A 23,525-nucleotide genomic window follows, 5' to 3' on the forward strand; every position below is an offset into this window, starting at 1 on the left:
ATCCTCAACACCAACAACACCCCACCAATCCCCGCATAGATCGCCCACTCCTTCAGATCCGAACGCACGATCCACAAGAAATGCAGCAGCCCCAACCCGAGAATCACATAAACAAGCCGATGCAGCTTCTTCCACCGCCCCCCTAACCGCCGCTGGCTATAGCGATTGGACGTGACCGCCAGCGCCAACAACCCAAGAAAACCGAGCGTCCCCACAATGATGTAGGGCCGCTTGCGCAACTCCACGCCGAACTGCCCCCAGTCCAGCCCCAGGATGAACACCATATAAGCAGTCAGGTGCAGCACTATATAAGCAAAGCACCACAGCCCCAGCTGCCGACGTACCACGATCCACCCCGACCACCCGGTAAGCCGTTGCAACGGCGTCATGCTCAGGGTGATCAGCAGAAACACCAACGCCCCCAAACCAAGCCGGTCCATCATGATCTTCCCAGGATCAGGCCCAAGCAGCCCCGTGGCAGCCTCATAGAACCACCACAACGGAAACACACACCCGACCACGAAGATCGCCAGGCGAAACCAGGGATAGCGCATCAGTAGTTCTTCCGCAAATCGAGCCCGGTATACAGCGAAGCCACTTCATCGGCGTAGCCATTGAACATCAGTGTGTCGCGCACATTGGGACTGAACAGACCACTGGGCAGCCGACGCTCCCGCGCCTGGGTCCAGCGCGGATGGTCGACGGTCGGGTTGACGTTGGCATAGAAGCCATATTCGCCCGGCGCCAGACTCTGCCAGGTGGTACGCGGCTGCTCCGCCACCAGGCTGATGCGCACGATCGACTTGATACTCTTGAAACCGTACTTCCACGGCACGACCAGGCGCAACGGTGCACCGTTCTGGTTGGCCAGCTCCCGTCCATACATGCCCACCGCCAGGATCGCCAGTGGATTCATCGCTTCGTCCAGGCGCAAGCCTTCCACATAAGGCCAATCGATCAAGGCGAAGCTCGATCGCTGCCCAGACATGCTCGTTGGGTCCTGCAGGGTTTCGAACCGGATATAGCGTGCTTTCGAAGTGGGCTCGACTTGCTTGAGCACCTCGGATAATGGAAAGCCCAGCCAAGGGATGACCATCGACCAGGCCTCGACACAACGCAGGCGATAGATGCGCTCCTCGAGCTGGTAAGGCTTGACGAAGTCTTCCAGCGCATAACGGCCGGGCTTTGCCACCTCACCATCGACCACCAGGCTCCAGGGCTCGGTTTTCAACGACCCGGCATTGGCCGCCGGATCGCCCTTGTCGGGGCCGAACTCGTAGAAGTTGTTGTAGTGGGTAGCATCCCTGAACGGCGTGATCGCCTCGCCCTGCACGGTCATCGCCTGCCAGCGCGTGGCGGCGAGCTTGTCGTTGAACCACGCGGGAGGGGTTCCCGGGACCGCGTCGGCATAGCGCGACGGCTCGGCTGCAGCACCCAGGCGTGGGATTGCACCCAAGGCCAGGCCGGCTGCAGCACCACCGAGCAGGGCACGACGAGAGAAGTAGATGTCTTGGGGGGTGATCTCTGACGGCTTGCAGTCAGAAGAGCGGGATAGTTTGATGAGCATGGCGGCTCCACAGTACTGGCAACTAATGTACCCATAAGACTATGGAGCCGGCAGGTTATCCCATGATTAAATCATTCAGACTTTGCGACGACGGCCGCGCAGCAGGTACTGCACTGGGCCGGAAATCGCGTAACCGAGGAATATCAGCAGCAGGATGCGGGGCGGGTCGCTGAACACTACGGCGAACACCAGCACCACGGCCAGGATCGCAACGAACGGCACGCGCCCCTTGAGATCCAGTTCCTTGAAGCTGTTGTACTTGATGTTGCTGACCATCAGCATGCCCGCGGCCGCCACCAGCAGCGCCACCAGGAACGACAGCTTGGAGCCCTGTATACCGTAGTCGCTGAACGCCCACACGGTGCCGGCCACCACACCGGCAGCGGCCGGGCTGGCCAAACCGATGAAATAGCGCTTGTCGGCGGTGCCGACCTGGGTATTGAAGCGCGCCAGGCGCAGTGCCGCGCCCGCCACATAGATGAAGGCGACCATCCAGCCAACCTTGCCCATGTCGCCCAGCGCCCAGCCAAAGGCGAGCAACGCCGGTGCCACACCGAAGGCGACCATATCCGACAGCGAGTCGTACTCTGCACCGAAGGCACTCTGGGTGTTGGTCATGCGCGCCACGCGGCCATCAAGGCTGTCGAGCACCATGGCGACGAAGATTGCGATTGCGGCGAAGGCGAAATACTTGCTCGCCTCACGCGGGTCGCCGGCGCTCTGCGCGCTCATCGAGCTGATAATGGAATAAAAGCCGGCGAACAGGTTCGCGGTGGTGAACAGGTTGGGCAGCAGGTAGATGCCGCGGTGGCGGACCTTGCGCCCTTCGGCATCGTGGCCTTCTTCGACATGCTCATCGACAGGTAGCAGGCTTTCGGCGTCGGAGGGCTTGTTCGGCTCTTCGGGACGTTCGCTCATGAAAAGTACCTTGCAACAGGGTGGAATATGTTCGACACGGGCTCGCGAAACGGGTTCTGATGGCGAGCCACTGGTCGCTTTATACCAGAAGCTGGCCGCGCAAACGAAAAAACGCGGCCGAAGCCGCGTTTTTCATTTATCGAAGCAGGACTTTAGTTCTTGGTCTTGTCGACGATCTTGTTGGCCGAGATCCACGGCATCATCGAGCGCAGCTGCTCGCCGATGATTTCGATGCCGTGGGCGGCGTTGTTACGGCGCTTGGCAGTCATCGACGGGTAGTTGGTGGCGCCTTCAGAGATGAACATCTTCGCGTACTCGCCGTCCTGGATACGCTTGAGGGCATTGCGCATGGCCTTGCGGGATTCTTCGTTGATGACTTCAGGGCCGGTGACGTACTCACCGTATTCGGCGTTGTTGGAGATCGAGTAGTTCATGTTGGCGATACCGCCTTCGTACATGAGGTCGACGATCAGCTTCAGCTCGTGCAGGCACTCGAAGTAGGCCATTTCCGGGGCGTAGCCCGCTTCGACCAGGGTTTCGAAACCGGCCTTGACCAGCTCCACGGTACCGCCGCAGAGAACGGCCTGCTCACCGAACAGGTCGGTTTCGGTCTCGTCCTTGAAGGTGGTTTCGATGATGCCGGTACGGCCGCCACCCACGCCCGAAGCGTAGGACAGGGCGACGTTCTTGGCGTTGCCCGAGGCGTCCTGGTAGATGGCGATCAGGTCAGGGATGCCGCCGCCTTTGACGAACTCGGAACGCACGGTGTGCCCCGGGGCCTTCGGCGCGATCATGATCACGTCGAGGTCGGCACGCGGAACGACCTGGTTGTAGTGGATCGAGAAGCCGTGGGAGAAGGCCAGGGTGGCACCTTTCTTGATGTTCGGCTCGATCTCTTGCTTGTACAGCTGGCCCTGGAATTCGTCCGGGGTGAGGATCATGACCAGGTCGGCGGCAGCGACAGCAGTGGCAACGTCGGTCACTTTAAGGCCATGGGCTTCGGCTTTGGCGACAGTGGCCGAACCTTTACGCAGACCGATGGTGACATCCACACCGGAATCTTTCAGGTTGCAGGCCTGGGCGTGGCCTTGCGAACCGTAGCCGATGATGGCGACTTTCTTGCCCTGGATGATGGAGAGGTCGCAGTCTTTGTCGTAGAAAACTTTCATGAAAATACCCCTGGTTATATCTCGGCCCCTGCGGAGCCATCGCTAATTTTTGAAGTTAGATGCTGAGCACTTTGTCGCCACGGGCAATGCCGGTGACGCCACTGCGCACGGTTTCGAGAATCGATGCGGTACCGATGGCCTGGATGAAGCTGTCCAGCTTGTCGCTGGTGCCACTCAGCTGCACGGTGTACACGCTGGCGGTCACGTCGACGATCTGGCCACGGAAGATATCCGTGGTGCGCTTGATTTCGGCACGCTGGGCACCGGTGGCCTTGACCTTGACCAGCATCAGTTCACGCTCGATGTGAGCGCTTTCCGACAGGTCGACAAGCTTGACCACTTCGACCAGCTTGTTCAGGTTCTTGGTGATCTGCTCGATCACTTCGTCATGGCCAACGGTGGTCAGCGTCAGACGCGACAAGGTCGGGTCTTCGGTCGGTGCCACGGTCAGGCTTTCAATGTTGTAGTTGCGCTGGGAGAACAGGCCGACCACGCGAGACAAAGCACCGGGTTCGTTTTCCAGCAGCAAGGAGATGATGTGCCGCATATCAGGTACGCTCCGTCTTGCTCAGCCACATGTCACGCATCGAGCCGTCCTTGATCTGCATCGGATAGACGTGCTCGGTCCGGTCGACCGCGATGTCGATGAACACCAGGCGGTCCTTCATCGCGAAAGCCTCTTCCAGTTTGGGCTTGAGGTCTTTCAGGCTGGTGATGCGGATCCCCACGTGGCCATAGGCCTCGGCCAGCTTGACGAAGTCCGGCAGCGACTCGACGTACGAGTGCGAGTGGCGACCGTTGTAGGCCATGTCCTGCCATTGGCGGACCATACCCAACACACCGTTGTTCAGGTTGACGATCTTCACCGGCAAACCGTACTGCATGCAGGTGGACAGCTCCTGGATGTTCATCTGGATGCTGCCTTCACCGGTAACACAGGCCACGTCCTGGTCGGGGAAGTTGAGCTTGACGCCCATGGCCGCGGGAAAACCGAAGCCCATGGTGCCCAGGCCACCGGAGTTGATCCAGCGGTTGGGTTTGTTGAAGCGGTAGTACTGCGCCGCGAACATCTGGTGCTGGCCCACGTCGGAGGTGACGAAGGCATCGCCTTTTGTCACTTCGCACAAGGTCTCGATCACCTGCTGGGGCTTGATGAGGTTGCCGTCCCCCTTGTCGTAGGGGAACAGCTCACCGTCGCCGCGCCATTCGTCGATCTGCTTCCACCAGGCGTCCAGCGCGGCCTTGTCGGGCTGCTCGCCGATCTCTTTGAGAATGGTGAGCATCTCGCTCAGCACGCTTTCGACCGGGCCGACGATCGGCACATCGGCCTTGATCATCTTGGAGATCGACGCCGGGTCGATGTCGATGTGGATGATCTTGGCGTTCGGGCAGAACTTGGCCGGGCCGTTGACCACGCGGTCGTCGAAGCGAGCACCGACGGCGAAGATCACGTCGGCGTGGTGCATGGTCATGTTGGCGGTGTAGCTGCCGTGCATGCCGAGCATGCCGAGGAACTGGCGATCAGTACCGGGGAAGCCACCGAGGCCCATCAGGGTGTTGGTGACCGGCAGGTTCAGCGACTTGGCGATTTCGGTGAGGGCTTCGGAGCCGCCACCCAGAATTACACCACCGCCGGAGTAGACGATCGGGCGCTTGGCCGCGAGGAGCATCTCGGCCGCCTTGCGGATCTGGCCGGAGTGGCCGCGCACGGCGGGGCTATACGAACGCAGCTTGACCTTTTTCGGGTAGATGTACTCGAACTTCTCGGCCGGGTTGGTCATATCTTTTGGAATGTCGACCACTACCGGGCCGGGGCGGCCGGACTGCGCAAGATAGAACGCTTTTTTCAGGACTTCAGGGATTTCCGAAGCGTGTTTGATCATGAAGCTGTGCTTCACGATCGGCCGGGAAATACCGATCATGTCGGTTTCCTGGAACGCATCGGTACCCACCATGGTGCTGGGCACCTGGCCAGACAGGATGACCATCGGAATGGAGTCCATGTAGGCGGTGGCAATGCCGGTGATGGCATTGGTCGCGCCCGGGCCGGAAGTCACCAACACTACGCCGGCCTTGCCGGTGGCACGGGCGTAACCGTCCGCCATATGGGTGGCAGCCTGCTCGTGACGAACCAGGATGTGCTGGACTTCCGGTTCCTTGAACAGGGCATCGTAAACATGAAGGAGAGCACCACCAGGGTACCCGTAGATGTGCTTAACGCCTTCGTCACGCAAGAAGCGGACGACCATCTCAGCGCCAGATAAAAGCTCCACGTTGTTCACCTCTAAAACGCCAGAATACCGCCCTCACTGAGCGGGTCTTAATAGGTTTACTGCCAAGCAGAGCATGAGCGAACGTCAGCACTGACTGAGCAAGTATTGGGACTGCCCTGGTGTGTTGCGGGCCTTCCCACCCAGCGCGAGGTAACGCGTTGCGGGGTGTTACAAGTCGGCGCGGGTGTGCGCCTCATGATCTGCTTAGCGGGTCTGCTTCTGGCAGTCCCTCTACAGCGGAATCTGGATTCTTGTGATTCGGCGCGCACAAGTCAAGAGAAATTATTGCCAAATTTTCGGCAAGATGAATTCCTGCAACCACTAAAAAGGCGAGCAGCAGCAGAATAATTAAGATTTCCATAAAAAAGGGCCACAATCTGCGGCCCTTAAAGGAAAAAGAGAAGAAATCAGGCTGATGGGCTGATCAATTGGTCGAATTCTGCCAGCAGCCGCCGTAGTTCGCGGCTTTGTTCCGGGCGGTCGACAAATACCGTTTCCGCCATCACCAGGATGCCGGAGGCGTTGGGCAGTAGGTGACCATGCTCGAGGATCAGCTTCATGCGCGGCAGGAAGATCCACTGCAGCCACTGTTCGAAGGCCATGCTGTCGACCGCGAACGGCACCACGCTGGCCAGCGCTTGTGCACTGGGTACCTCATCACTCCACCAGCCCTGGACCTTGAGCTCGCGCTCAATCAGCAGCAGATGGTCGGCGATGTCGAGGATGCGCTGCTCCATCACAGGTTGACCCGCGCCTTCTGCCGCGCCAGTGCCGCGCCAGCGCTGTCACCCTGCTTCTCGCGGGCCTGGGCGATGGTGCTCCACAGCTGCGCCTGCAGGTCGGGGCGGCCGTTGGCGTAAGTCAGGGCACGGCGGGCCAGTTGCTCCGATTGCGCCGCGTCGCCTTGCGACAGGCGCACCTGGGCCAGGCGGAACAGCACCTGCGGCTCACGCGGGGCGATGCGCTGGGCGCGTTCCAGGCTCGAAGCCGCGCCATTGAAGTCGCCGCTGCCCTGCTGCTGCTGGGCGGTGGTCAGCAACGCCAGCACCGGGCCGTCGAGCTGTTCGTCGGCGGACAGGCCGCCGCCGGAAACACTACCCCGCGGAATGCCGGTTGGCGCGCTGCTGACCGGCGCCGGGTTGCTCATCGACGCGATGTCGAAGGGCTCATCGGCGACCGGGTTGGGGTTGGTCGCGATCGGAGCGCTGCTGACCGGGCCCGGCGTGATCGGGCCGGTGCTGATCGGGGCTGCGCCGCTGCCCGCCGGGAACGACTGAATCGGCGCGCCGCCGGTGCCTTGCGGGATCATCACGGTCACGCCGGAATCCTCGGGCAACGCCTGCGCCTGGCTGCTGCCGCCGCTGGTCGGGTAGGCCGAGGTGCGGTTGGCGGCAATGCGCTCGCTGTTCGAAACCCGAGTGCTCGAATCGACCACCGGAATGTTGCCACGCGGGACGCTGGTACAGCCGTGCAGCACACTGACTGCCGCCAGGGCAGGTATCCACCACTTGTTCACTTCACACCCTCTTCAGAAGCTCGTGCTCAATTCATCCAGCCCTTGACCCAGTCCATCACCGACTCGGCCGGGTTCTGCTCGCCACCACAGGTGGCGCCAGCGGCTGGTTCACTGCCGCGAATATACGGCATCTGCACCGCTCCCGGACAGCTGCCGTCGGAACCTTGGCCGCTGTAAGGGTCGATCCACGACTTCACGACGTTGTCCGGCTGAGGCATGTCCAGCGGCAGCGGGTCGGCTTTTTTCATGAAGCTGGTCCATACCTGCAACGCACCGGTGGCGCCGGTGAAGGGTGTCTTGCCGTTGTCGTCGCGGCCAAGCCAGACCACTGCCAGCAGGTCCTGGCTGAAACCGGAGAACCAGCTGTCACGCGAGTCGTTACTGGTGCCCGTCTTGCCCGCCAGGGTCAGCGAGCTGGGCAGCACGTTGTACACCGAGCGCCCGGTACCTTCGCGCATCACCCGCTGCATGGCGTTCTGCACCAGGTAGATAGCGCCTGGGTCGAAGGTCTGCTGGATCTGGAACGGGTATCGCTTGAGCGGCTCGCCTTCGGCGGTAAGCACGCTGCGGATACCGCGCATCGGGGTGTTGAAGCCACCGTTGGCGATGGTCTGGTACATGGTCGCGACCTGCATCGGCGACATGCCGCCGGCGCCCAGCAGCATCGACGGGAATGCCGGCCAGTCGACCTGCACGCCCAGCCGGCCGATGGTCTTGATCACATTGGGCACGCCCACTTCCAGGCCGAGCTTGGCGGTCGACAGGTTGTAGGAGTTGGCCAGGCCCTGATAGAGGTAAATGGTGCCATGCGGGCGGCGGTCGTAGTTCTGCGGACGCCATACCTGGCCGTCAGCGCCCTTGACCGAGAACGGTTCGTCCTGCACCCAGGTGGTCAGGGTGTACTTGCTCGGTTGCTCCAGGGCGGTGAGATAGACTGCCGGCTTGACCAGCGAGCCGATTGGCCGCACTGCGTCGATGGCGCGGTTGAAGCCGGCGAAGCCCGACTGGCGGCTGCCGATCAGCGCCTGGACTTCACCGGTTTCGGGGTTGGTGACGACCATCGCCGACTCCACCTCGTCGGCGCCCTTGCGTCCGGCCAGGCGCTTGAAGGTCTCGCTCATGGCGGTCTCGGCCTTCATCTGCAGGATCGGGTCGAAACTGGTGAAGATGCGCAGGCCTTCTTCGGTCAAGTCTTCGTCGCGGTAGTCCTGGCGCAGCTGACGCTTGACCAGGTCGAGGAAGGCCGGGAACGAGCTGTCGGCCAGGCTGCCGCGCTTGGTCACGCCCAGCGGCATCTTCTTCGCCGCGTCGACCACGTCCTGGCCGACCACGCCTTGCTCGGCGAGCAGGTCGAGCACCAGGTTGCGCCGCTGCAACGCGCGCTCGGGGTAACGGCGCGGGTTGTAGTAGGACGGCCCCTTGACCATGCCCACCAGCAAGGCGATCTGGTGCAGCTTGAGTTCCTGCAGCGGCTGGCTGAAGAAGAACTGGCTGGCCAGGCCGAAGCCGTGCACCGCGCGCTGGCCGTCCTGGCCGACGAACACTTCGTTCAGGTACGCCTCGAGGATCTCACGCTTGTCGTAGTGTATTTCCAGCAGCACGGCCATCATGGCTTCGGTCAGCTTGCGGCTGAGGCTGCGCTCGTTGGTGAGGAAGAAGTTCTTCACCAGCTGTTGCGTGAGGGTACTGCCGCCCTGGCGCATGGCGCCAGACGAGGTGTTGACCCATACAGCCCGGGCGATGGACTTGGGCGAGACACCGAAGTGGCTGTAGAAATCGCGGTCTTCCGTGGCGATCAGGGTTTCCAGCAGGTACGGCGGCACCTGGTCGATCTTGATCAGGATGCGGTCTTCGAGGTTCTTCGGGTAGATGCCGCCGATCATCAGCGGCTCAAGCCGCACCACATCGAGTTTGCCGCCGTTGGCGCCGCTGAGGCCCGCGACGTAGTCGCCGGAAAAGCGCACGCGCACGTACTGCGCCGGCTCCATGCCCTCGTAGAACTGGAAGCCACGGGTATTGAGCTCGACATCGTTACCGTTGACCGACGCCGCGCCTGGGCCGTTGGCCGCGCTTTCGCGGCGGTAACCCAGGGCGTCGAGCTCGGTGAGGAAGTCGTTGCGGCTGAGCTTCTGGCCGACGAACAGCTCCAGCGGCCGCGCATACACCTTGGCCGGGATGGTCCAGCGCTTGCCGGAGAACTTCTCCTGCACGGTGGCATCGAGATAAACCGCGAAGCCGGCGATCACGACGAGGCCGACCAGGCTGAGCTTGAGCGCCCAGCCCAGCCAGGCGCGGGCGCGGCCGGTCGGGCGTTGTTTGGGGGTGCGGGGATTTCGGGTACGTGTCATGGCGGCGGATTATACGCACTTTGGAAAAGGGAGGCAGACGCCCCGCGGCGGTTTGCAGGGACGGCACCATTGACCATAATGGCGGATTCGAATTCCCTGCCCCCCAGAAAAGGAACCTCCGTGAGCCAAGCCCTGATCAGCGCGCTGCAGAACCCTGCCCTCTATCCACACCCCGTCGAGGGCTTCCAGCTCATCGAGACGCACATTTCCTGGGTCCTGCTCACGGGCGAGTTCGCCTACAAGATCAAGAAGCCGATGAACTTCGGCTTCCTCGACTTCACCGGCCTGGACCAGCGCAGGCATTTCTGCAATGAAGAGCTGCGCCTTAACCAGCGCCTGACCGACGGCCTGTACCTGGAAGTGTTGCCAATCACCGGCAGCGCCGAGGCACCACAGCTGGGCGGTGAGGGCACGCCGATCGAGTATGCGCTGAAGATGCGCCAGTTCCCCCAGGGGCAGATGCTCAACACGTTGCAGGCCAATGGCGAACTGAATGCCGGCCACATCGACCAGATGGCCGCGCAGATCGCTGCGTTCCACCTGCGGGCGCCGAAGGTGTCGCTCGATCACCCGCTGGGCACCCCGGACGCGGTCATGGCGCCGGTGGAGCAGAACTTCGAGCAGATCCGCCCATTCCTCACCGACAAGGCCGACCTGCAACAGCTCGACAACCTGCAGGCCTGGGCCCAGGACAGCTTCAAGCGCCTGCATGGCCTGCTCGAGACACGCAAGGCCAACGGTTTCATCCGTGAATGCCACGGCGACATCCACCTGGGCAACGCCACCCTGATCGACGGCAAGGTGGTGATCTTCGACTGCATCGAGTTCAACGAACCGTTCCGCCTGACCGACGTCTACGCCGATATCGGTTTCCTCGCCATGGACCTCGAAGACCGTGGCCTGAAGTGCCTGTCGCGCCGCTTCATCAGCCAGTACCTGGAGCTGACCGGCGACTACGAAGGCCTGGAGCTGCTGAACTTCTACAAAGCCTACCGCGCCCTGGTGCGGGCCAAGGTCGCCCTGTTCAGCATGCCGGCCGAGGCCGACGGCGTGCAGCGCGCCACCACCCTGCGCACCTACCGCAACTACGCCAACCTGGCTGAAAGCTACAGCGCCATCCCGTCGCGCCTGCTGGCCGTGACCCATGGCGTTTCGGCCGTGGGCAAGAGCCACGTGGCCATGCGCCTGGTAGAGGCGCTGGGCGCCGTGCGAGTGCGCTCCGACGTCGAACGCAAGCGCCTATTCGGCGAACAGCAGCAAAGTAATGCCGGCCAGTTGCAGGCGGGCATCTACGACAAGGACGCCAGCGCGGCCACCTACCAGCGCCTGCATGCGCTGGCGGCGACCATCCTGCGCGCCGGCTTCCCGGTGGTGCTTGATGCCACCTACCTCAAGCACGATCAGCGCAAGGCCGCGGCCGAGGTGGCCAGCGAGACCGGCGTGCCGTTCCTGATCCTCGATTGCCAGGCGCCCGAAACCGTCATCGCCAGCTGGCTGGCCCAGCGCCAGGCCGAGAACGTCGACCCCTCGGATGCCACTCTGGAGGTGGTCCAGGCCCAACAGGCCAGCCGCGAGCCACTGGACGCGGAAGAGCTCAAGCACAGCAAGCGCGTCGACACCCAGGAAAGCACCAGCATGGACCAACTGATCGAGCAGATTCGCCAGTACCTGCCCGGCCTTTGATGCATCAGGCGTGAAGCAGTCGACAGTTCACGCCTGAAGTTCGGCGCCTGCTCAGTGATGTCATTACAATATCATCACACCCACGAGGAGGCGCCGCCATGAATCAACCCCGCCAGCTGGACAACGTCCTGTACATCATGGTGCGCGATGAGAAGATCGCCGCCTTCAACCGCGAGAAGCCCGTGGACACGCCCATTGACTTTCGCGGTGGCGATTTCCGTGGCCTCGACCTGCGTGACCTGGATGTGCGCGGCATCGACTTCACCGACGCGTACTTCCGTGCTGCCGACCTGCGTGGGCTCGACTTGCGGGAGAACGGGATGGAGGGGGCGAGCCTTGCCCATGCGCAGATCTCCGGCACTTACTTCCCCAGCGAGCTGAGTGCCGACGAGATCCTCATGTCGGTGAAATTCGGCACGCGCATGCGCTACCGCACCACCCGCTGACCCCGACGCCCCTGTAGGAGCCAGCCTTGCTGGCGAATCGTCTCGAAGCCTGTCTTCAGCGGGGCGGCGGTTCGCCAGCAACGCTGGCTCCTACGGTGCATGCGTACCGCTGGCAGCCTGTCGGCGGCAGATGGCAAAAGGCCGCGCAATTGCCAACCCCCGCTACACTCCACGTTGACCTGCTCGCGATTTATCCCCACGACCCGTTCAGCCATCGCAAGGAGGCTCGATGAACGATGAATTGCAGCATCTGAAAAACCTTGGCAAGACCTCCGCGCAATGGCTGCACGCCGTCGGTATCCACAGTGCATCGGACCTACGCCGCCTGGGCGCGGTGGGGGCTTATCACGCCGTTAGAACGCGAGGGTTCCGGGCTTCTAAGGTGTTGTTGTATGCCATCGAGGGTGCCCTGCTGGACATGCACTGGAACGACCTGCCCGCCGAGCGCAAGCAAGCGCTCAATCAACAACTGGATGCGAAAAGCCACCCGCAGAAGATCGAGAAATAATCAGGCAAAAGGCATTGACTACGAAATGAGAATCGTTATGATTATCACAACTAGTCGCGAGACTGGTTGGGTAACCTGAAAGCTCCCTGGTTCGGACTCTCAGATTATCTCCTCATCAGGCTAATCACGGTTATTGACCCGGCACATTGCCGGGTCTTTTTTTGCCTGCAATTCAGCGGGTTTTGCGCAGTGGCGCGCAGTAGTCCTGCTCGGGGAGCGCCGCGGTGTACCAGACGAAGTCGGCCATGCCTGGTTCGACCGTCTCGCCGACCTCCGTCAGCAGTAGCACCATACCTTGCCCTTGCGCCCCCAGGTCGGCGAGGTGCAACGGCGCGCCCAGGTCCTTACGCGCATGATAGCTGCCGGTGAACAGCAAGGCCGGCTGTGGCGCCGCCAGCAGGCGTTCGGCGATGCGCCGGTCGCGCTGTTGCTGGACGCTGAGCATCGCCGGTAGCTGGCTCTCGGGCAGCAGGTCGCAATGGCCGGCGCGCACCTGCTCGCGCAGTGCCTGCACCACGGCCGGGGCATTCGACCGCTCACCCGCAGGCGTCACTGGCTGGCGATAGGCCTGGCGGACCTCCTCCGGCGACAAGTTGGCAGACAGCAACGGATAAGGGTGGGCCAGCGCTTCGCGGACAATCGGCCCATACAGCGCCCAGTCCCATCCCTCCTGCCAGCCGAGTGCCTTGGGCAAGTCCTGCGCCGGCCGTGCCTGGGCCTTTTGCGCATCGACCAAAGGCTGCTGCCCGGGCTCTAGCATCTCGAGCAGCAGGCTGCCCTGCGGGCGACGGCTTTCCAGGGCACGCAGCAACCAGAGCTGCAACGCGTGGTGATCAGGGTTGTCGTGCTTTTCGCCGACCAATACCCGAGGTGCGCACTGTAGCCGCTGCACCAGTTGCTCAGGCGTCAGCGTCTTACCGCTGGCCAGATCGACGATCTGCCCGAGCTGCGCGCTGTCACGCCCTTCACTGCTCTGCCAGGCCGGCAGGGGCATCAGTTGCGCCTGGCAGCCTGCCAACGCCAGCGCCAGGCAGATCAACAAGCCGGACAACAAAGGATGGCGCATGGGTCAGGCTCCTAGCGAGTGATGATCAACGGGTGCCCGCGCTCCGGGTGCGGCTGCACCAGCACATCGATACCGAACACGGCATGGAGTGCCGTCGGGGTCAACACCCGTTGCGGCGTGTCCAGGGCATGGCAGCGGCCATGCTCCAGCAGCAGGATATGGTCACAGTAGCGCGCTGCCAGGTTGAGGTCATGCAGGATCACCAGCACCGCCGCGCCGCGATCGGCGAAACTGCGCACCGCTTGCAGCGTGGTGTGCTGGTGCAAGGGGTCGAGGGCGGACGTCGGCTCGTCCAGCAACAGCGTGGTACCCGCCTCGCCCGGCCACAACTGGGCGAGTACCCGGGCCAGGTGCACACGCTGGCGCTCGCCGCCGGACAATGCCAGGTAGCTGCGGCTGGCCAGATGGCCGGCGTCCGCCGCCGCCAGCGCAGCCTCGACGATCTCGCGGTCGCGCTGGCGACCACTGGCATGGGGCAGTCGACCCAGGCCGACCACTTCGTCGACACTAAAGGCGAACCCCAGGCTGGACGCCTGGGGTAGCACGGCCAGGCGCCGGGCGCGTTCCTGCCCGGGCCAGGCGTCCAGGGTGCGCCCGTCCAGGCGTACCTGCCCGGCACTCGGTGAAAACTCGCCACACAACGCGCCCAGCAAGCTGCTCTTGCCGGCGCCATTGGGGCCGAGCACACCCAGTATCTGGCCGGGGTGTAGCTGCAAGTTGATATCGCGCAGCACTTCGCTGCTGCCGCGCTTGAGGTGGAGCCCCTCGACATCGAGCATCAGTTACGCACCTTCACCAGCAGGAACAGAAAGAACGGCGCGCCGATGAACGCGGTGACGATACCGATCGGCAGCTCCGCAGGCGCCAAGGCCAGGCGCGCGATCAGATCAGCGAACAGCAACAATGTGCCGCCTGCCAGCAGCGAAGCGGGTAGCAGCACCCGGTGATCCGGCCCCGCCACCAGCCGCACCAGATGCGGCACCACCAGGCCGATGAAGCCGATCAGCCCGGCAGCGGCCACCGCCGCACCGACGCCCAAGGCGGTACAGAACACCAGTTCGCGCTTCAGGCGCTCGACCTCGACGCCCAGGTGGCGCGCCTCGGACTCGCCCAGCAACAACGCATTGAGCGCCTGGGCCCGCCGTGGCAACCATAGCGCAACGAGTGCAGCCACCAGCAGCAGCGGCCACAGGCGCTCATAGCTGGCGCCGTTGAGGCTGCCGAGGTTCCAGAAGGTCAGGGTACGCAATGTGGCGTCGTCGGCCAGGTAGGTGAACAGGCCAACGGCTGAGCCGCCCAACGCGGTCATGGCGATACCGGCCAGGAGCATGGTGGCCACGTTGGTCTGCCCGTCACGTCGGCCTAGGCGGTAGACCATGGCCGTCACCCCCAGGCCACCGATAAACGCGCATAGCGACAACAGGTACGGTGCGAACCATTCAGGCATGCCGCCCAACCAACTACCACCAACGATCGCCACCGCCGCGCCCAGGGCGGCGCCACTGGCGACGCCCACCAGCCCAGGATCGGCCAGCGGGTTGCGAAACAGCCCCTGCATGGCCACGCCAGACAGCGCCAGCACCGCTCCGACCGCTAGGCCCAGCAAGGTGCGTGGCAGGCGGATCTGACCAAGGATCATTTCTGCCTGCTCGAGTCCATCACTGGCAAGCGGCAGGCCCATCAAACGCAGGCCGCCGCGCACGGTATCGAGCAACGGCAGGCTGACTGGGCCCAGGGCCAGCGACAGCCATACCGCCAACAGGCACAACAATGCGAGGCAAATGAACAGTGTACGAGGCGCGACCCGCTGTCTCATTGGCCAAGGCTATCCTTGGCCGCTGGGTAGAAGCGTGCCGCCAGGTCATGCAAGGTGGCGGGCAGGCGTGGCCCCAGGCCACCGACCAGCAGCGTCGGGTCGAGCGAGACAAGACGCTTGTCCCGCACCGCCCGCGAAGCGGCCAGGGCTGGGTTCTCTTTCAGCAGGGCTTGCAAGGCCTGCTCGCCGCTGAGGGTGCGGTCGGAGAACACCACTACGTCCGGGTCCAGGGCGGCCAGCGCCTCAACCGAAAAGTTCTTGTACCCCTGGTGGTCAGCGAGGTTGCGCGCACCGGCCTGGCGCAGCACCCAGTCGCCGGAGGTGCCCTGCCCCGCGATCAAAGGCTTGGCACCGGCATGCCCAACCAACAGCAACACCCCCGGCGCCCTCTGGCTGGCCTGGGCCTGCTTGACCTGGCTTTGCAGGGTGTCCAACTGGTGATGGTAATCGGCCGTCAGCGCCGCCGCTTTCTGTTCGTTACCCAGCAACACCCCCAATTGCTTGAGGTTCTCGTCAACCGCGCCCAGTTCGGCCTTGCTGGAGAACAGCTCGACGCGCACGCCCGCCTTGCGGATCTGCGCCAGCACCGGCGGCGGCCCCATCTCTTCGGTACCGACCAGCACATCCGGGCGCAGGCTGAGAATGCCCTCGGCCGACAACTGGCGCTGGTAACCGATGCTGGGCAGTGCCTTGAGCGATTCGGGGTGCTGGCTGGTGGTATCGACGCCGACCAGGCGCTGTTCGCCGCCCAGGGCGCTGATCCACTCGCTCAGCGCGCCCCCGGCGCTGACCACGCGTTGCGGCAGTTCGCCAGCCAGCACTTGAGTGGTCAGGGCAAGACCGGCGCACAGGGCGATCAGGGCAGCAGGACGGCGCATCTTCAGGTTCCTTTGCAGGTGGCGAGTCGCGCGCCTTGTGGCGGGCGACGCAAGTGCGCACCATAAGTAGCCTGGCGCGGCGAACACGGGCAATTTGATAATTATTCTCATTGAAGCGTCAAGCCATCCCTTTGTCACACGGCTTAACCGGAAGAACCTACCTCGATGCATTTTCTCTGTGCCTCCACCGCCCTCCCCGAAGGCCAAAGCCGCGCTTTCAGCGTAGCCGGCGTGTCGCTGTTCGGCGTGCGCCGCCAGGGCAAGGTCCACCTCTACCGCAACCGCTGCCCGCACCGCGGCATCCCGCTGAACTGGGAGGCGGACCAGTTTCTCGATGACAGCGCCAGCCTGATCCATTGCGCCCACCATGGCGCACTGTTCGTGATCGACAGCGGCGAGTGCGTGGCCGGCCCCTGCGAAGGCGAGTGGCTGGAGGCCCTGGACTGCCGGGAAGACAGCCAGGGCATCTGGCTCACGGATTGAGCAATACCGGCAGTGGCCGATCGATGACGATCCCGCGGGCATCCAGGCGCGTGCCGTAGGCCAGCACTTCGACGCCTTCCGCCACTGCGGCGCGTAGGGCCTGGGCGTAGGCGGCGTCAATTTCCTCGGCCGGGCGCACCGCTTCAATGCCGGTCAGGTTCACGCAATACAGCTGCACCGCGCGAATCCCTTGCCGAGCCAGGGCTGCCAGCTCGCGCAGGTGTTTGGCGCCACGCTGGGTGACGGCATCGGGGAAGGCCGCCACGGGCGTGTCAGGAAAGCCAAGGGTGACGCTCTTGACCTCGACGTAGGCCGGGCGGCCCTCGGCGAACTCGAGATAGAAGTCGATGCGGCTGCGCTCCTCGCCATACGCCACCTCACGCTTGAGCAAGTTGAAACCGGCCAGTTCGCTGATGGTGCCCGCGCGCAGCGCCTCCTCGACCAGGGCATTGGCGCGCCCGGTGTTGACGCAGGCCAGCCGGCCCTGGGGCGTTTCGCTGACCTCCCAGGTGCCGGGCAGCTTGCGCTTGGGGTCGTTGGAGCGGCTGAACCAGACTTGCCCACCTTCGCGCATGCAGTTGAGCATGGACCCGGTGTTCGGGCAGTGGATGGTCAACTGCTCGCCACTGGCCAACTCGATGTCAGCCAGGAAACGCTTGTAGCGGCGCAGCAGGCGCGCTTCTTCGAGTTCAGGGAAAAACACCATCAGCCCTGCCAGCTCCGCAGGCCCCGGGCAATGCGCTGCACCGCCTCTTCCAGGCGCGGCAGGCTCTGGGTGTAGGCGAAACGCACATGATGAGCGGCCTGGTGGCGGCCGAAATCCAGGCCCGGAGTGAAGGCCAGGTGCTCGGTTTCCAGGAAATGCCGACAGAAGGCGAAGGCATCACCACCGAACTGGCTGATATCGGCATACAGATAGAAGGCGCCCTGCGGCTCGACGGCGATGCCGAAGCCCAGTTCGCGCAGCGCCGGCAGCAGGTAGTCGCGACGGCGGGCGAACTCGGTGCGGCGCTCCTCGAGAATCGCCAGGGTGTCCGGCTGGAAGCACGCCAGCGCGGCGTGCTGGGCCATGCTCGGGGCGCTGATGTATAGGTTCTGTGCCAGCTTCTCCAGGTCGCCCACCGCCGACGGTGGTGCGACCAGCCAGCCGAGGCGCCAGCCAGTCATGCCGAAGTATTTCGAAAAACTGTTCAGGACGAAGGCCTGGTCGTCCACTTCCAGAACGCTGGGCGCGTCCATGCCGTAGGTCAGGCCGTGGTAGATCTCATCCACCACGAAATGGCCATGCCGCTCGCGGGTGGCCTTGGACAGGCTGGCCAGCTCGTCGCGATCGAGCACCGTGCCGGTCGGGTTGGCTGGCGAGGCCACCAGCACGCCGACGGTGTCTTTATCCCAATGGCGGTCGACCAGATCGGCGGTGAGCTGGTAGTTCACCTCCGGCCCCACCGGTACCAGCTGCGCGCCACCTTCTACCAGGCGCAGAAAGTGGCGGTTGCACGGGTAGCCCGGGTCGGCGAGCAGCCAGTGCTTACCCGGGTCGACCAGCAGGCTGCTGGCCAACAGCAGCGCGCCGGAACCGCCCGGGGTGATGAGTACGCGCTCCGGGTCCAGGTCCACACCGTAGCGCTGGCCATAGAACCCGGCGATCGCTTCGCGCAGTTGTGGCAGGCCACGGGCCGCGGTGTAGCGGGTGTGCCCCGCGGCCAGGGCCGCCTGGCCGGCGGCGACGATCGGCGCGGCGGTGGTGAAGTCCGGCTCGCCGATCTCGAGGTGGATCACGTCGTGGCCTGTGGCCTGCAGCTCGTTGGCGCGGGCCAGCAGGGCCATGACGTGGAAGGGTTCGATGGCGCGACTGCGCGCACTGTGTGGCTGAGCCATGGGCCTTCTCTCAATTGGGTCTAAACTGGTGATTCTACCTGTGCGCCGCAGCGAACGTGCCGCCCGCCCTGCTGTCAATAGCAGGAATAGGGCGGGGTAGCGCACCCCGGATCTATCTGGTAAGTTCGGCGGCTCGCAGTCGCAGGGCCGGCGGGCGCCGGAGATGGAAGCAAGCCTGCGCATTGGATCAGATGAGTGAGAGGCGGTCTATTCATGTCCACCGTAGAAAAGCAAAAAGTCCAGACCATGTACGGTGTCGAGCCCTACGTAGAGACCAAGGGCGAAGAGTACATGGGCAAACCCATGAAAGCGCACTTCACCAAGCTCCTCAATGCCTGGAAAGGCGAGCTGATGGTCAGTGTGGATCGCACTGTGGACCACATGAAGGATGAAGCTGCCAACTTCCCCGACCCGGCAGACCGCGCCAGCCAGGAAGAAGAGTTCGCCCTGGAACTGCGCAACCGTGACCGTGAGCGCAAGTTGATCAAGAAGATCGACAAGACCCTGCAGAAGATCCAGGACAACGATTACGGCTGGTGTGAGTCCTGTGGCATCGAGATCGGCCTGCGCCGCCTGGAAGCCCGCCCCACCGCCGACCTGTGCTTCGACTGCAAGGAGATTTCCGAGAAAAAGGAAAAGACGGTCGGCAAAGGCTGATCCCTCTCCCTTTCAGACGGGGCGCATCATGCGCCCCGTTTTCATTTATATAGCCTGCACAGCCCATGAACGACTCCCGCTACATCGGCCGCTTCGCCCCCACCCCCAGCGGCTTCCTGCATTTCGGTTCGCTGGTGGCCGCCCTCGCTTCCTGGCTCGACGCTCGCGCCGTGAATGGCCGCTGGCTGTTGCGCATGGAAGACACCGACCCGCCCCGGGAGATGCCCGGCGCCCGTGACGCCATCCTGCAGACCCTCGAACGCTACGGCCTGGAATGGGATGGCGAGGTGGTGTTCCAGAGCCAGCGCCACGAGGCCTATGCCGCCGTCGTCGACCGCCTGTTCAACATGGGCCTGGCCTACGCCTGCACCTGTTCGCGCAAGCAGCTGGAAGGTTATGACGGCGTATACCCAGGGTTTTGCCGCAATGCCGGGCATGCCCGCGAAGGTGCGGCGATCCGCCTGCGGGTGCCGGAGCTGATCTACCGGTTCAACGACCGGGTCCAGGGCGGGTTCGAGCAACACCTGGGGCGTGAGGTGGGTGACTTCGTGATCCAGCGCCGAGATGGGCTGTACGCGTATCAGCTGGCGGTGGTGCTGGACGATGCCTGGCAGGGCATCACCGACATCGTGCGTGGCGCCGACCTGCTGGACAACACGCCGCGCCAGCTGTACCTGCAAGAGTTGCTGGGCTTTTCGCAGCCGCGTTACCTGCATATCCCGCTGATCGTCCAGCCGGATGGGCACAAACTGGGCAAGTCGTACCGTTCGCCGCCGCTGGAAGCGGACCAGGCGACACCGTTGCTGTTACGGGCCCTGCGCGCGCTGGGGCAGCAAACGGATCCAGCGCTGATAGGCGCCAGCCCGGCCGAGGTGCTAGCCGTGGCGCGCCAGCAGTGGCAGCCGGACAACATTGCGCGGCAAATGACGGTACCCGAGGCCGACCTTCGTTGAGTGTCTCGCCGGCCCTTTCGCCGGCAAGCCGGCTCCTACAGGGTTTCGCGCCACCGGTAGGAGCCAGCTTGCTGGCGAAAGGGCCCTACCGTCCAACACCAGAATCCATTTGAAAACCCCAATCAATTCAACCTCTTGGCGAACCATATGGAATCCGGCTAGCATCGCCCCAGCCATTTGCGCCAATAATAAGTCCAAGCCCGCAGCGCCCAACCCATCGAGGCCAGCATGTACATCTATCGTTTGGTCCTGCTTCTGGTCGTGGGGATCTACCTGTTCTCCCCGGCCATCATGGACTGGTGGATCGAACCGACCGGTGCCTGGTACCGCCCCTACCTGCTCTGGCTGATCCTGATCGTCGTCACCTTCATCCTGCAGAGCCAACGAGATGCCGATGAGCTTTAGCCTGACCCAGATGATCCTGATCAGCGCCGCCTACCTGCTGGTGCTGTTCGGCGTGGCCTGGATCAGCGAACGTGGGCTGATCCCACGGGCGGTCATCCGCCACCCCCTGACCTACACTTTGTCGCTGGGCGTCTATGCCAGTGCCTGGGCCTTCTATGGCTCGGTCGGCCTGGCCTACCAGTACGGCTATGGGTTCCTTGCCTGCTATCTCGGGGTGTCCGGGGCCTTCCTGCTGGCACCGGTGCTGCTCTACCCCATTCTCAAGATCACCCGCACCTACCAACTGTCTTCCCTGGCCGACCTGCTGGCGTTTCGCTTTCGCAGCACCTGGGCCGGTGCGCTGACCACGGTGATCATGTTGATCGGCGTGCTGCCGTTGCTGGCGTTGCAGATCCAGGCGGTGGCCGACTCGATCAGCATCCTCACCGGCGAGCCTGTCAAGGCGCGGGTGGCATTCGCCTTCTGCGTGCTGATCATCCTGTTCACCATCTTCTTCGGCTCGCGCCATATCGCAACCCGCGAGAAACATGAAGGCCTGGTGTTCGCCATCGCCTTCGAGTCGGTGATCAAGCTGGTCGCACTGGGCGGTATCGGTCTATACGCCCTGTATGGCGTGTTTGGCGGCCCCCATGGGCTGGAAGTCTGGCTGCTGCAGAACCAGACCGCCCTCGCCGCCCTGCACACACCGCTGCAGGAGGGCCCATGGCGTACCCTGCTGCTGGTGTTCTTCGCCTCGGCGATCGTCATGCCGCACATGTACCACATGGCCTTCACCGAGAACTTGAGCCCGCGCTCGCTGGTCAGCGCCAGCTGGGGCCTGCCGCTGTTCCTGCTGCTAATGAGCCTGGCCGTGCCGCTGGTGCTATGGGCCGGCCTGCGCCTGGGCGCCAGCACCAACCCCGAGTACTTCACCCTGGGCCTGGGCATCGCCGCCAACAACGAGGCGCTGGCCCTGCTGGCGTACGTCGGCGGGCTGTCGGCGGCCAGCGGGCTGATCATCGTCACCACCCTGGCGCTGTCGGGCATGGCGCTGAACCACCTGGTGCTGCCGCTGTACCAGCCGCCGGCCGAAGGCAACATCTACCGCTGGCTGAAATGGACCCGTCGGGCGCTGATCGTCGCCATCATCACCGCCGGCTTCGTCTTCTACCTCACCCAGAACAACCACCAGAGCCTGGCCAACCTGGGTATCGTCGCCTTCGTAGCCACCCTGCAGTTCCTGCCTGGGGTGCTCTCGGTGCTGTACTGGCCGACCGCCAACCGCCGCGGCTTTATCGCCGGCCTGGTGGCGGGCACGCTGGTGTGGATGGTGACCATGCTGCTGCCGCTGCTGGGCAACCTGCAGGGTTTCTACATTCCGCTGCTGGACATGATCTACGTGCTGGACGACACCAGCTGGCACATGGCAGCCATCGCTTCGCTGGCGGCCAACGTCCTGTTGTTCACGCTGATCTCGCTGTTCACCAACGCCAGCAGCGAGGAAGTCAGCGCCGCCGAGGCCTGTGCAGTGGACAACGTGCGTCGCCCGCAACGCCGGGAACTGCACGCCGCCTCGCCCCAGGAGTTCGCCACGCAACTGGCCAAGCCGCTGGGGGCCAAGGCTGCGCAGAAGGAAGTGGAGCAGGCCTTGCGCGACCTCTACCTGCCGTTCGATGAGCGCCGCCCCTATGCCCTGCGACGCCTGCGCGACCGTATCGAGGCCAACCTCTCAGGCTTGATGGGCCCAAGCGTTGCCCAGGACATGGTCGAGACCTTCCTGCCGTACAAGTCGGGTAATGAGAACTATGTCACCGAGGACATCCATTTCATCGAGAGCCGCCTCGAGGACTACCACTCGCGCCTGACCGGCCTTGCCGCCGAGCTTGACGCCCTGCGCCGCTACCACCGCCAGACCCTCCAGGAACTGCCCATGGGCGTGTGCTCGCTGGCCAAGGACCAGGAGATCCTGATGTGGAACAAGGCGATGGAAGAGCTCACCGGCATTGCCGCCAAGCATGTGGTCGGCTCACGCCTGGTGACCATCGACGAACCTTGGCGCGGCCTGCTGCAAGGTTTCATCAACGTGCCTGACGAACACCTGCACAAGCAGCGGCTGGCCCTCGATGGCCAGCCGCGCTGGCTCAACCTGCACAAGGCAGCCATCGACGAGCCGCTGGCCCCAGGCAACAGTGGCCTGGTGCTGCTGGTCGAGGACCTGACCGAAACACAAGCGCTGGAAGACAAGCTGGTGCACTCCGAACGCTTGGCCAGCATCGGCCGCCTGGCCGCTGGCGTGGCCCACGAGATCGGCAACCCGATCACCGGCATTGCCTGCCTGGCGCAGAACCTGCGCGAGGAACGCGAAGGTGATGGCGAGATCATCGAGCTGTCCAGCCAGATCCTCGAGCAGACCAAGCGTGTGTCACGCATCGTCCAGTCGCTGATGAGCTTTGCCCACGCCGGCGGTAGCCAGCAGAACAGTGAGGAGCCGGTGTGCCTGGCCGAAGTGGCGCAGGATGCCATTGGTCTGCTGGCGTTGAACCGGCGCAACTTCGAAGTACAGTTCTTCAACCTCTGCGACCCGGACCACTGGGTCGAGGGCGATCCGCAGCGCCTGGCCCAGGTGCTGATCAACCTGCTCTCCAACGCTCGCGACGCCTCCCCCCCCGGCAGTGCCGTGCGGGTGCGCAGCGAAGTCAGCGAGCACACTGTCGACCTGGTGGTCGAGGATGAGGGCAGCGGCATCCCCAAAAGCATCATGGACCGGCTGTTCGAACCCTTCTTCACCACCAAGGACCCGGGCGAGGGAACCGGACTGGGGCTTGCTCTGGTCTATTCCATCGTGGAAGAGCATTATGGGCAAATCACCATCGACAGCCCGGCCGACATCGAGCGCCAACGTGGTACCCGGATCCGCGTGACCCTGCCCCGGCATGTCGTAGCGACGTCCCCTGAAATTCGAGACCGTCGAGAGAATTGAAT

23 protein-coding genes (1 of these 23 running past the window's edge) are annotated in these 23,525 nt (G+C 63.7%); 8 read left to right on the plus strand and 15 right to left on the minus strand.

Annotated elements, in window-relative coordinates:
- From msrQ to mrcB, 9 genes are all read right to left on the minus strand, one after another.
- Positions 1-554, minus strand: partial view of a protein-methionine-sulfoxide reductase heme-binding subunit MsrQ gene (msrQ, locus tag IM733_RS15625; RefSeq protein ID WP_248917486.1) — the 5' portion only. 58 nt of this gene lie to the left of the window's left edge; 554 of the gene's 612 nt are visible here — the first part of the coding sequence; the start codon lies at positions 552-554; the stop codon falls past the left edge of the window.
- On the minus strand, positions 554-1,567 hold the full coding sequence (gene msrP, locus IM733_RS15630; RefSeq protein ID WP_248917487.1) for a protein-methionine-sulfoxide reductase catalytic subunit MsrP: 1,014 nt from the start codon (positions 1,565-1,567) through the stop codon (positions 554-556). The genes msrQ and msrP overlap by 1 nt, the downstream gene beginning before the upstream one ends.
- Before the next feature lie 75 nt (positions 1,568-1,642).
- Entirely contained in the window at positions 1,643-2,485 is an 843-nt protein-coding gene (pssA, locus tag IM733_RS15635) for a CDP-diacylglycerol--serine O-phosphatidyltransferase (protein WP_011535734.1), read from the minus strand.
- Positions 2,486-2,637: 152 nt separating this feature from the next.
- Positions 2,638-3,654, minus strand: coding sequence for a ketol-acid reductoisomerase (gene ilvC, locus IM733_RS15640; RefSeq protein ID WP_213658359.1), 1,017 nt, complete (start codon positions 3,652-3,654; stop codon positions 2,638-2,640).
- Between the two features lie 55 nt (positions 3,655-3,709).
- Entirely contained in the window at positions 3,710-4,201 is a 492-nt protein-coding gene (gene ilvN, locus IM733_RS15645; protein WP_003250040.1) for an acetolactate synthase small subunit, read from the minus strand.
- Between the two features lies 1 nt (position 4,202).
- Positions 4,203-5,927, minus strand: a complete 1,725-nt coding sequence (locus tag IM733_RS15650; protein WP_248917488.1) for an acetolactate synthase 3 large subunit — start codon at positions 5,925-5,927, stop codon at positions 4,203-4,205.
- A 407-nt stretch (positions 5,928-6,334) separates the two neighbouring features.
- Positions 6,335-6,667, minus strand: a complete 333-nt coding sequence (locus IM733_RS15655; RefSeq protein WP_248917489.1) for a YqcC family protein — start codon at positions 6,665-6,667, stop codon at positions 6,335-6,337.
- Positions 6,664-7,443, minus strand: a complete 780-nt coding sequence (locus tag IM733_RS15660) for a tetratricopeptide repeat protein (RefSeq protein WP_248917490.1) — start codon at positions 7,441-7,443, stop codon at positions 6,664-6,666. The genes IM733_RS15655 and IM733_RS15660 overlap by 4 nt, the downstream gene beginning before the upstream one ends.
- Positions 7,444-7,469: 26 nt before the next feature.
- Positions 7,470-9,791, minus strand: coding sequence for a penicillin-binding protein 1B (mrcB, locus tag IM733_RS15665; protein ID WP_248917491.1), 2,322 nt, complete (start codon positions 9,789-9,791; stop codon positions 7,470-7,472).
- 120 nt (positions 9,792-9,911) lie between these two features.
- On the opposite strand from mrcB, the gene IM733_RS15670 reads away from it, so the two are divergent.
- The 3 genes from IM733_RS15670 (at position 9,912) to IM733_RS15680 (ending at position 12,428) form a co-directional block, all read left to right on the plus strand.
- Positions 9,912-11,474 carry an AAA family ATPase gene (locus IM733_RS15670; RefSeq protein WP_248917492.1) on the plus strand — a complete coding sequence of 521 codons (1,563 nt, stop codon included), beginning with the start codon at positions 9,912-9,914 and terminating at the stop codon, positions 11,472-11,474.
- A 98-nt stretch (positions 11,475-11,572) separates the two neighbouring features.
- The gene (locus IM733_RS15675) at positions 11,573-11,920 is read left to right on the plus strand and encodes a pentapeptide repeat-containing protein (protein WP_248917493.1); all 348 of its coding nucleotides are present in this window, start codon (positions 11,573-11,575) and stop codon (positions 11,918-11,920) included.
- A gap of 229 nt (positions 11,921-12,149) precedes the next feature.
- Positions 12,150-12,428, plus strand: coding sequence for a TfoX/Sxy family protein (locus IM733_RS15680; protein WP_011535742.1), 279 nt, complete (start codon positions 12,150-12,152; stop codon positions 12,426-12,428).
- 172 nt (positions 12,429-12,600) lie between these two features.
- On the opposite strand, the gene IM733_RS15685 is transcribed toward IM733_RS15680, so the two are convergent.
- Genes IM733_RS15685 through IM733_RS15700 form a run of 4 tightly spaced genes read right to left on the minus strand, consistent with a single transcriptional unit; the run spans position 12,601 to position 16,188 of the window.
- Positions 12,601-13,494, minus strand: coding sequence for a ChaN family lipoprotein (locus tag IM733_RS15685; protein WP_248917494.1), 894 nt, complete (start codon positions 13,492-13,494; stop codon positions 12,601-12,603).
- A gap of 11 nt (positions 13,495-13,505) precedes the next feature.
- Positions 13,506-14,273: a heme ABC transporter ATP-binding protein gene (locus IM733_RS15690; protein ID WP_248917495.1), complete on the minus strand. Its 768-nt coding sequence runs from the start codon at positions 14,271-14,273 to the stop codon at positions 13,506-13,508.
- On the minus strand, positions 14,273-15,256 hold the full coding sequence (locus IM733_RS15695) for a FecCD family ABC transporter permease (RefSeq protein ID WP_248921185.1): 984 nt from the start codon (positions 15,254-15,256) through the stop codon (positions 14,273-14,275). Before IM733_RS15695 ends, IM733_RS15690 begins: the two co-directional genes overlap by 1 nt.
- Positions 15,257-15,306: 50 nt before the next feature.
- Positions 15,307-16,188, minus strand: a complete 882-nt coding sequence (locus tag IM733_RS15700; protein WP_248917496.1) for a heme/hemin ABC transporter substrate-binding protein — start codon at positions 16,186-16,188, stop codon at positions 15,307-15,309.
- Between the two features lie 165 nt (positions 16,189-16,353).
- On the opposite strand from IM733_RS15700, the gene IM733_RS15705 reads away from it, so the two are divergent.
- A complete protein-coding gene (locus IM733_RS15705) occupies positions 16,354-16,671 on the plus strand; it encodes a Rieske (2Fe-2S) protein (RefSeq protein WP_248917497.1) in 318 nt (105 codons plus the stop codon).
- Here the strand turns inward: IM733_RS15705 and sfsA are convergent.
- Both sfsA and IM733_RS15715 read right to left on the minus strand, forming a co-directional pair.
- Positions 16,661-17,377, minus strand: coding sequence for a DNA/RNA nuclease SfsA (sfsA, locus tag IM733_RS15710; protein WP_248917498.1), 717 nt, complete (start codon positions 17,375-17,377; stop codon positions 16,661-16,663). The genes IM733_RS15705 and sfsA overlap by 11 nt on opposite strands.
- Entirely contained in the window at positions 17,377-18,549 is a 1,173-nt protein-coding gene (locus tag IM733_RS15715; RefSeq protein WP_248917499.1) for a pyridoxal phosphate-dependent aminotransferase, read from the minus strand. Before IM733_RS15715 ends, sfsA begins: the two co-directional genes overlap by 1 nt.
- Before the next feature lie 213 nt (positions 18,550-18,762).
- On the opposite strand from IM733_RS15715, the gene dksA reads away from it, so the two are divergent.
- The 4 genes from dksA to IM733_RS15735 all read left to right on the plus strand — a co-directional run bounded on the left by dksA (position 18,763) and on the right by IM733_RS15735 (position 23,523).
- The gene (gene dksA, locus IM733_RS15720; RefSeq protein ID WP_213658371.1) at positions 18,763-19,206 is read left to right on the plus strand and encodes an RNA polymerase-binding protein DksA; all 444 of its coding nucleotides are present in this window, start codon (positions 18,763-18,765) and stop codon (positions 19,204-19,206) included.
- 65 nt (positions 19,207-19,271) lie between these two features.
- Positions 19,272-20,159 carry a tRNA glutamyl-Q(34) synthetase GluQRS gene (gene gluQRS / locus IM733_RS15725; protein WP_248917500.1) on the plus strand — a complete coding sequence of 296 codons (888 nt, stop codon included), beginning with the start codon at positions 19,272-19,274 and terminating at the stop codon, positions 20,157-20,159.
- A 228-nt stretch (positions 20,160-20,387) separates the two neighbouring features.
- Positions 20,388-20,564: a hypothetical protein gene (locus IM733_RS15730; protein ID WP_003250005.1), complete on the plus strand. Its 177-nt coding sequence runs from the start codon at positions 20,388-20,390 to the stop codon at positions 20,562-20,564.
- Positions 20,548-23,523, plus strand: coding sequence for a sensor histidine kinase (locus tag IM733_RS15735; RefSeq protein WP_248917501.1), 2,976 nt, complete (start codon positions 20,548-20,550; stop codon positions 23,521-23,523). Before IM733_RS15730 ends, IM733_RS15735 begins: the two co-directional genes overlap by 17 nt.
- Positions 23,524-23,525 lie beyond the last annotated feature (2 nt).

Source organism: Pseudomonas entomophila (assembly GCF_023277925.1).
Lineage (GTDB): Bacteria > Pseudomonadota > Gammaproteobacteria > Pseudomonadales > Pseudomonadaceae > Aquipseudomonas > Aquipseudomonas entomophila_D.

What these genes read in the sequence shown, in the direction of transcription:
- IM733_RS15705 (WP_248917497.1), top strand. Translation starts at nt 16,354, where the DNA reads ATGCATTTTCTCTGTGCCTCCACCGCCCTCCCCGAAGGCCAAAGCCGC.
- gluQRS (WP_248917500.1), top strand. Translation starts at nt 19,272, where the DNA reads ATGAACGACTCCCGCTACATCGGCCGCTTCGCCCCCACCCCCAGCGGC.
- IM733_RS15730 (WP_003250005.1), top strand. Translation starts at nt 20,388, where the DNA reads ATGTACATCTATCGTTTGGTCCTGCTTCTGGTCGTGGGGATCTACCTG.
- IM733_RS15690 (WP_248917495.1), bottom strand. Translation starts at nt 14,273, where the DNA reads ATGCTCGATGTCGAGGGGCTCCACCTCAAGCGCGGCAGCAGCGAAGTG.
- IM733_RS15700 (WP_248917496.1), bottom strand. Translation starts at nt 16,188, where the DNA reads ATGCGCCGTCCTGCTGCCCTGATCGCCCTGTGCGCCGGTCTTGCCCTG.
- msrP (WP_248917487.1), bottom strand. Translation starts at nt 1,567, where the DNA reads ATGCTCATCAAACTATCCCGCTCTTCTGACTGCAAGCCGTCAGAGATC.
- ilvC (WP_213658359.1), bottom strand. Translation starts at nt 3,654, where the DNA reads ATGAAAGTTTTCTACGACAAAGACTGCGACCTCTCCATCATCCAGGGC.
- pssA (WP_011535734.1), bottom strand. Translation starts at nt 2,485, where the DNA reads ATGAGCGAACGTCCCGAAGAGCCGAACAAGCCCTCCGACGCCGAAAGC.
- IM733_RS15680 (WP_011535742.1), top strand. Translation starts at nt 12,150, where the DNA reads ATGAACGATGAATTGCAGCATCTGAAAAACCTTGGCAAGACCTCCGCG.
- dksA (WP_213658371.1), top strand. Translation starts at nt 18,763, where the DNA reads ATGTCCACCGTAGAAAAGCAAAAAGTCCAGACCATGTACGGTGTCGAG.
- IM733_RS15715 (WP_248917499.1), bottom strand. Translation starts at nt 18,549, where the DNA reads ATGGCTCAGCCACACAGTGCGCGCAGTCGCGCCATCGAACCCTTCCAC.
- mrcB (WP_248917491.1), bottom strand. Translation starts at nt 9,791, where the DNA reads ATGACACGTACCCGAAATCCCCGCACCCCCAAACAACGCCCGACCGGC.
- IM733_RS15735 (WP_248917501.1), top strand. Translation starts at nt 20,548, where the DNA reads ATGCCGATGAGCTTTAGCCTGACCCAGATGATCCTGATCAGCGCCGCC.
- sfsA (WP_248917498.1), bottom strand. Translation starts at nt 17,377, where the DNA reads ATGGTGTTTTTCCCTGAACTCGAAGAAGCGCGCCTGCTGCGCCGCTAC.
- IM733_RS15685 (WP_248917494.1), bottom strand. Translation starts at nt 13,494, where the DNA reads ATGCGCCATCCTTTGTTGTCCGGCTTGTTGATCTGCCTGGCGCTGGCG.
- IM733_RS15675 (WP_248917493.1), top strand. Translation starts at nt 11,573, where the DNA reads ATGAATCAACCCCGCCAGCTGGACAACGTCCTGTACATCATGGTGCGC.
- ilvN (WP_003250040.1), bottom strand. Translation starts at nt 4,201, where the DNA reads ATGCGGCACATCATCTCCTTGCTGCTGGAAAACGAACCCGGTGCTTTG.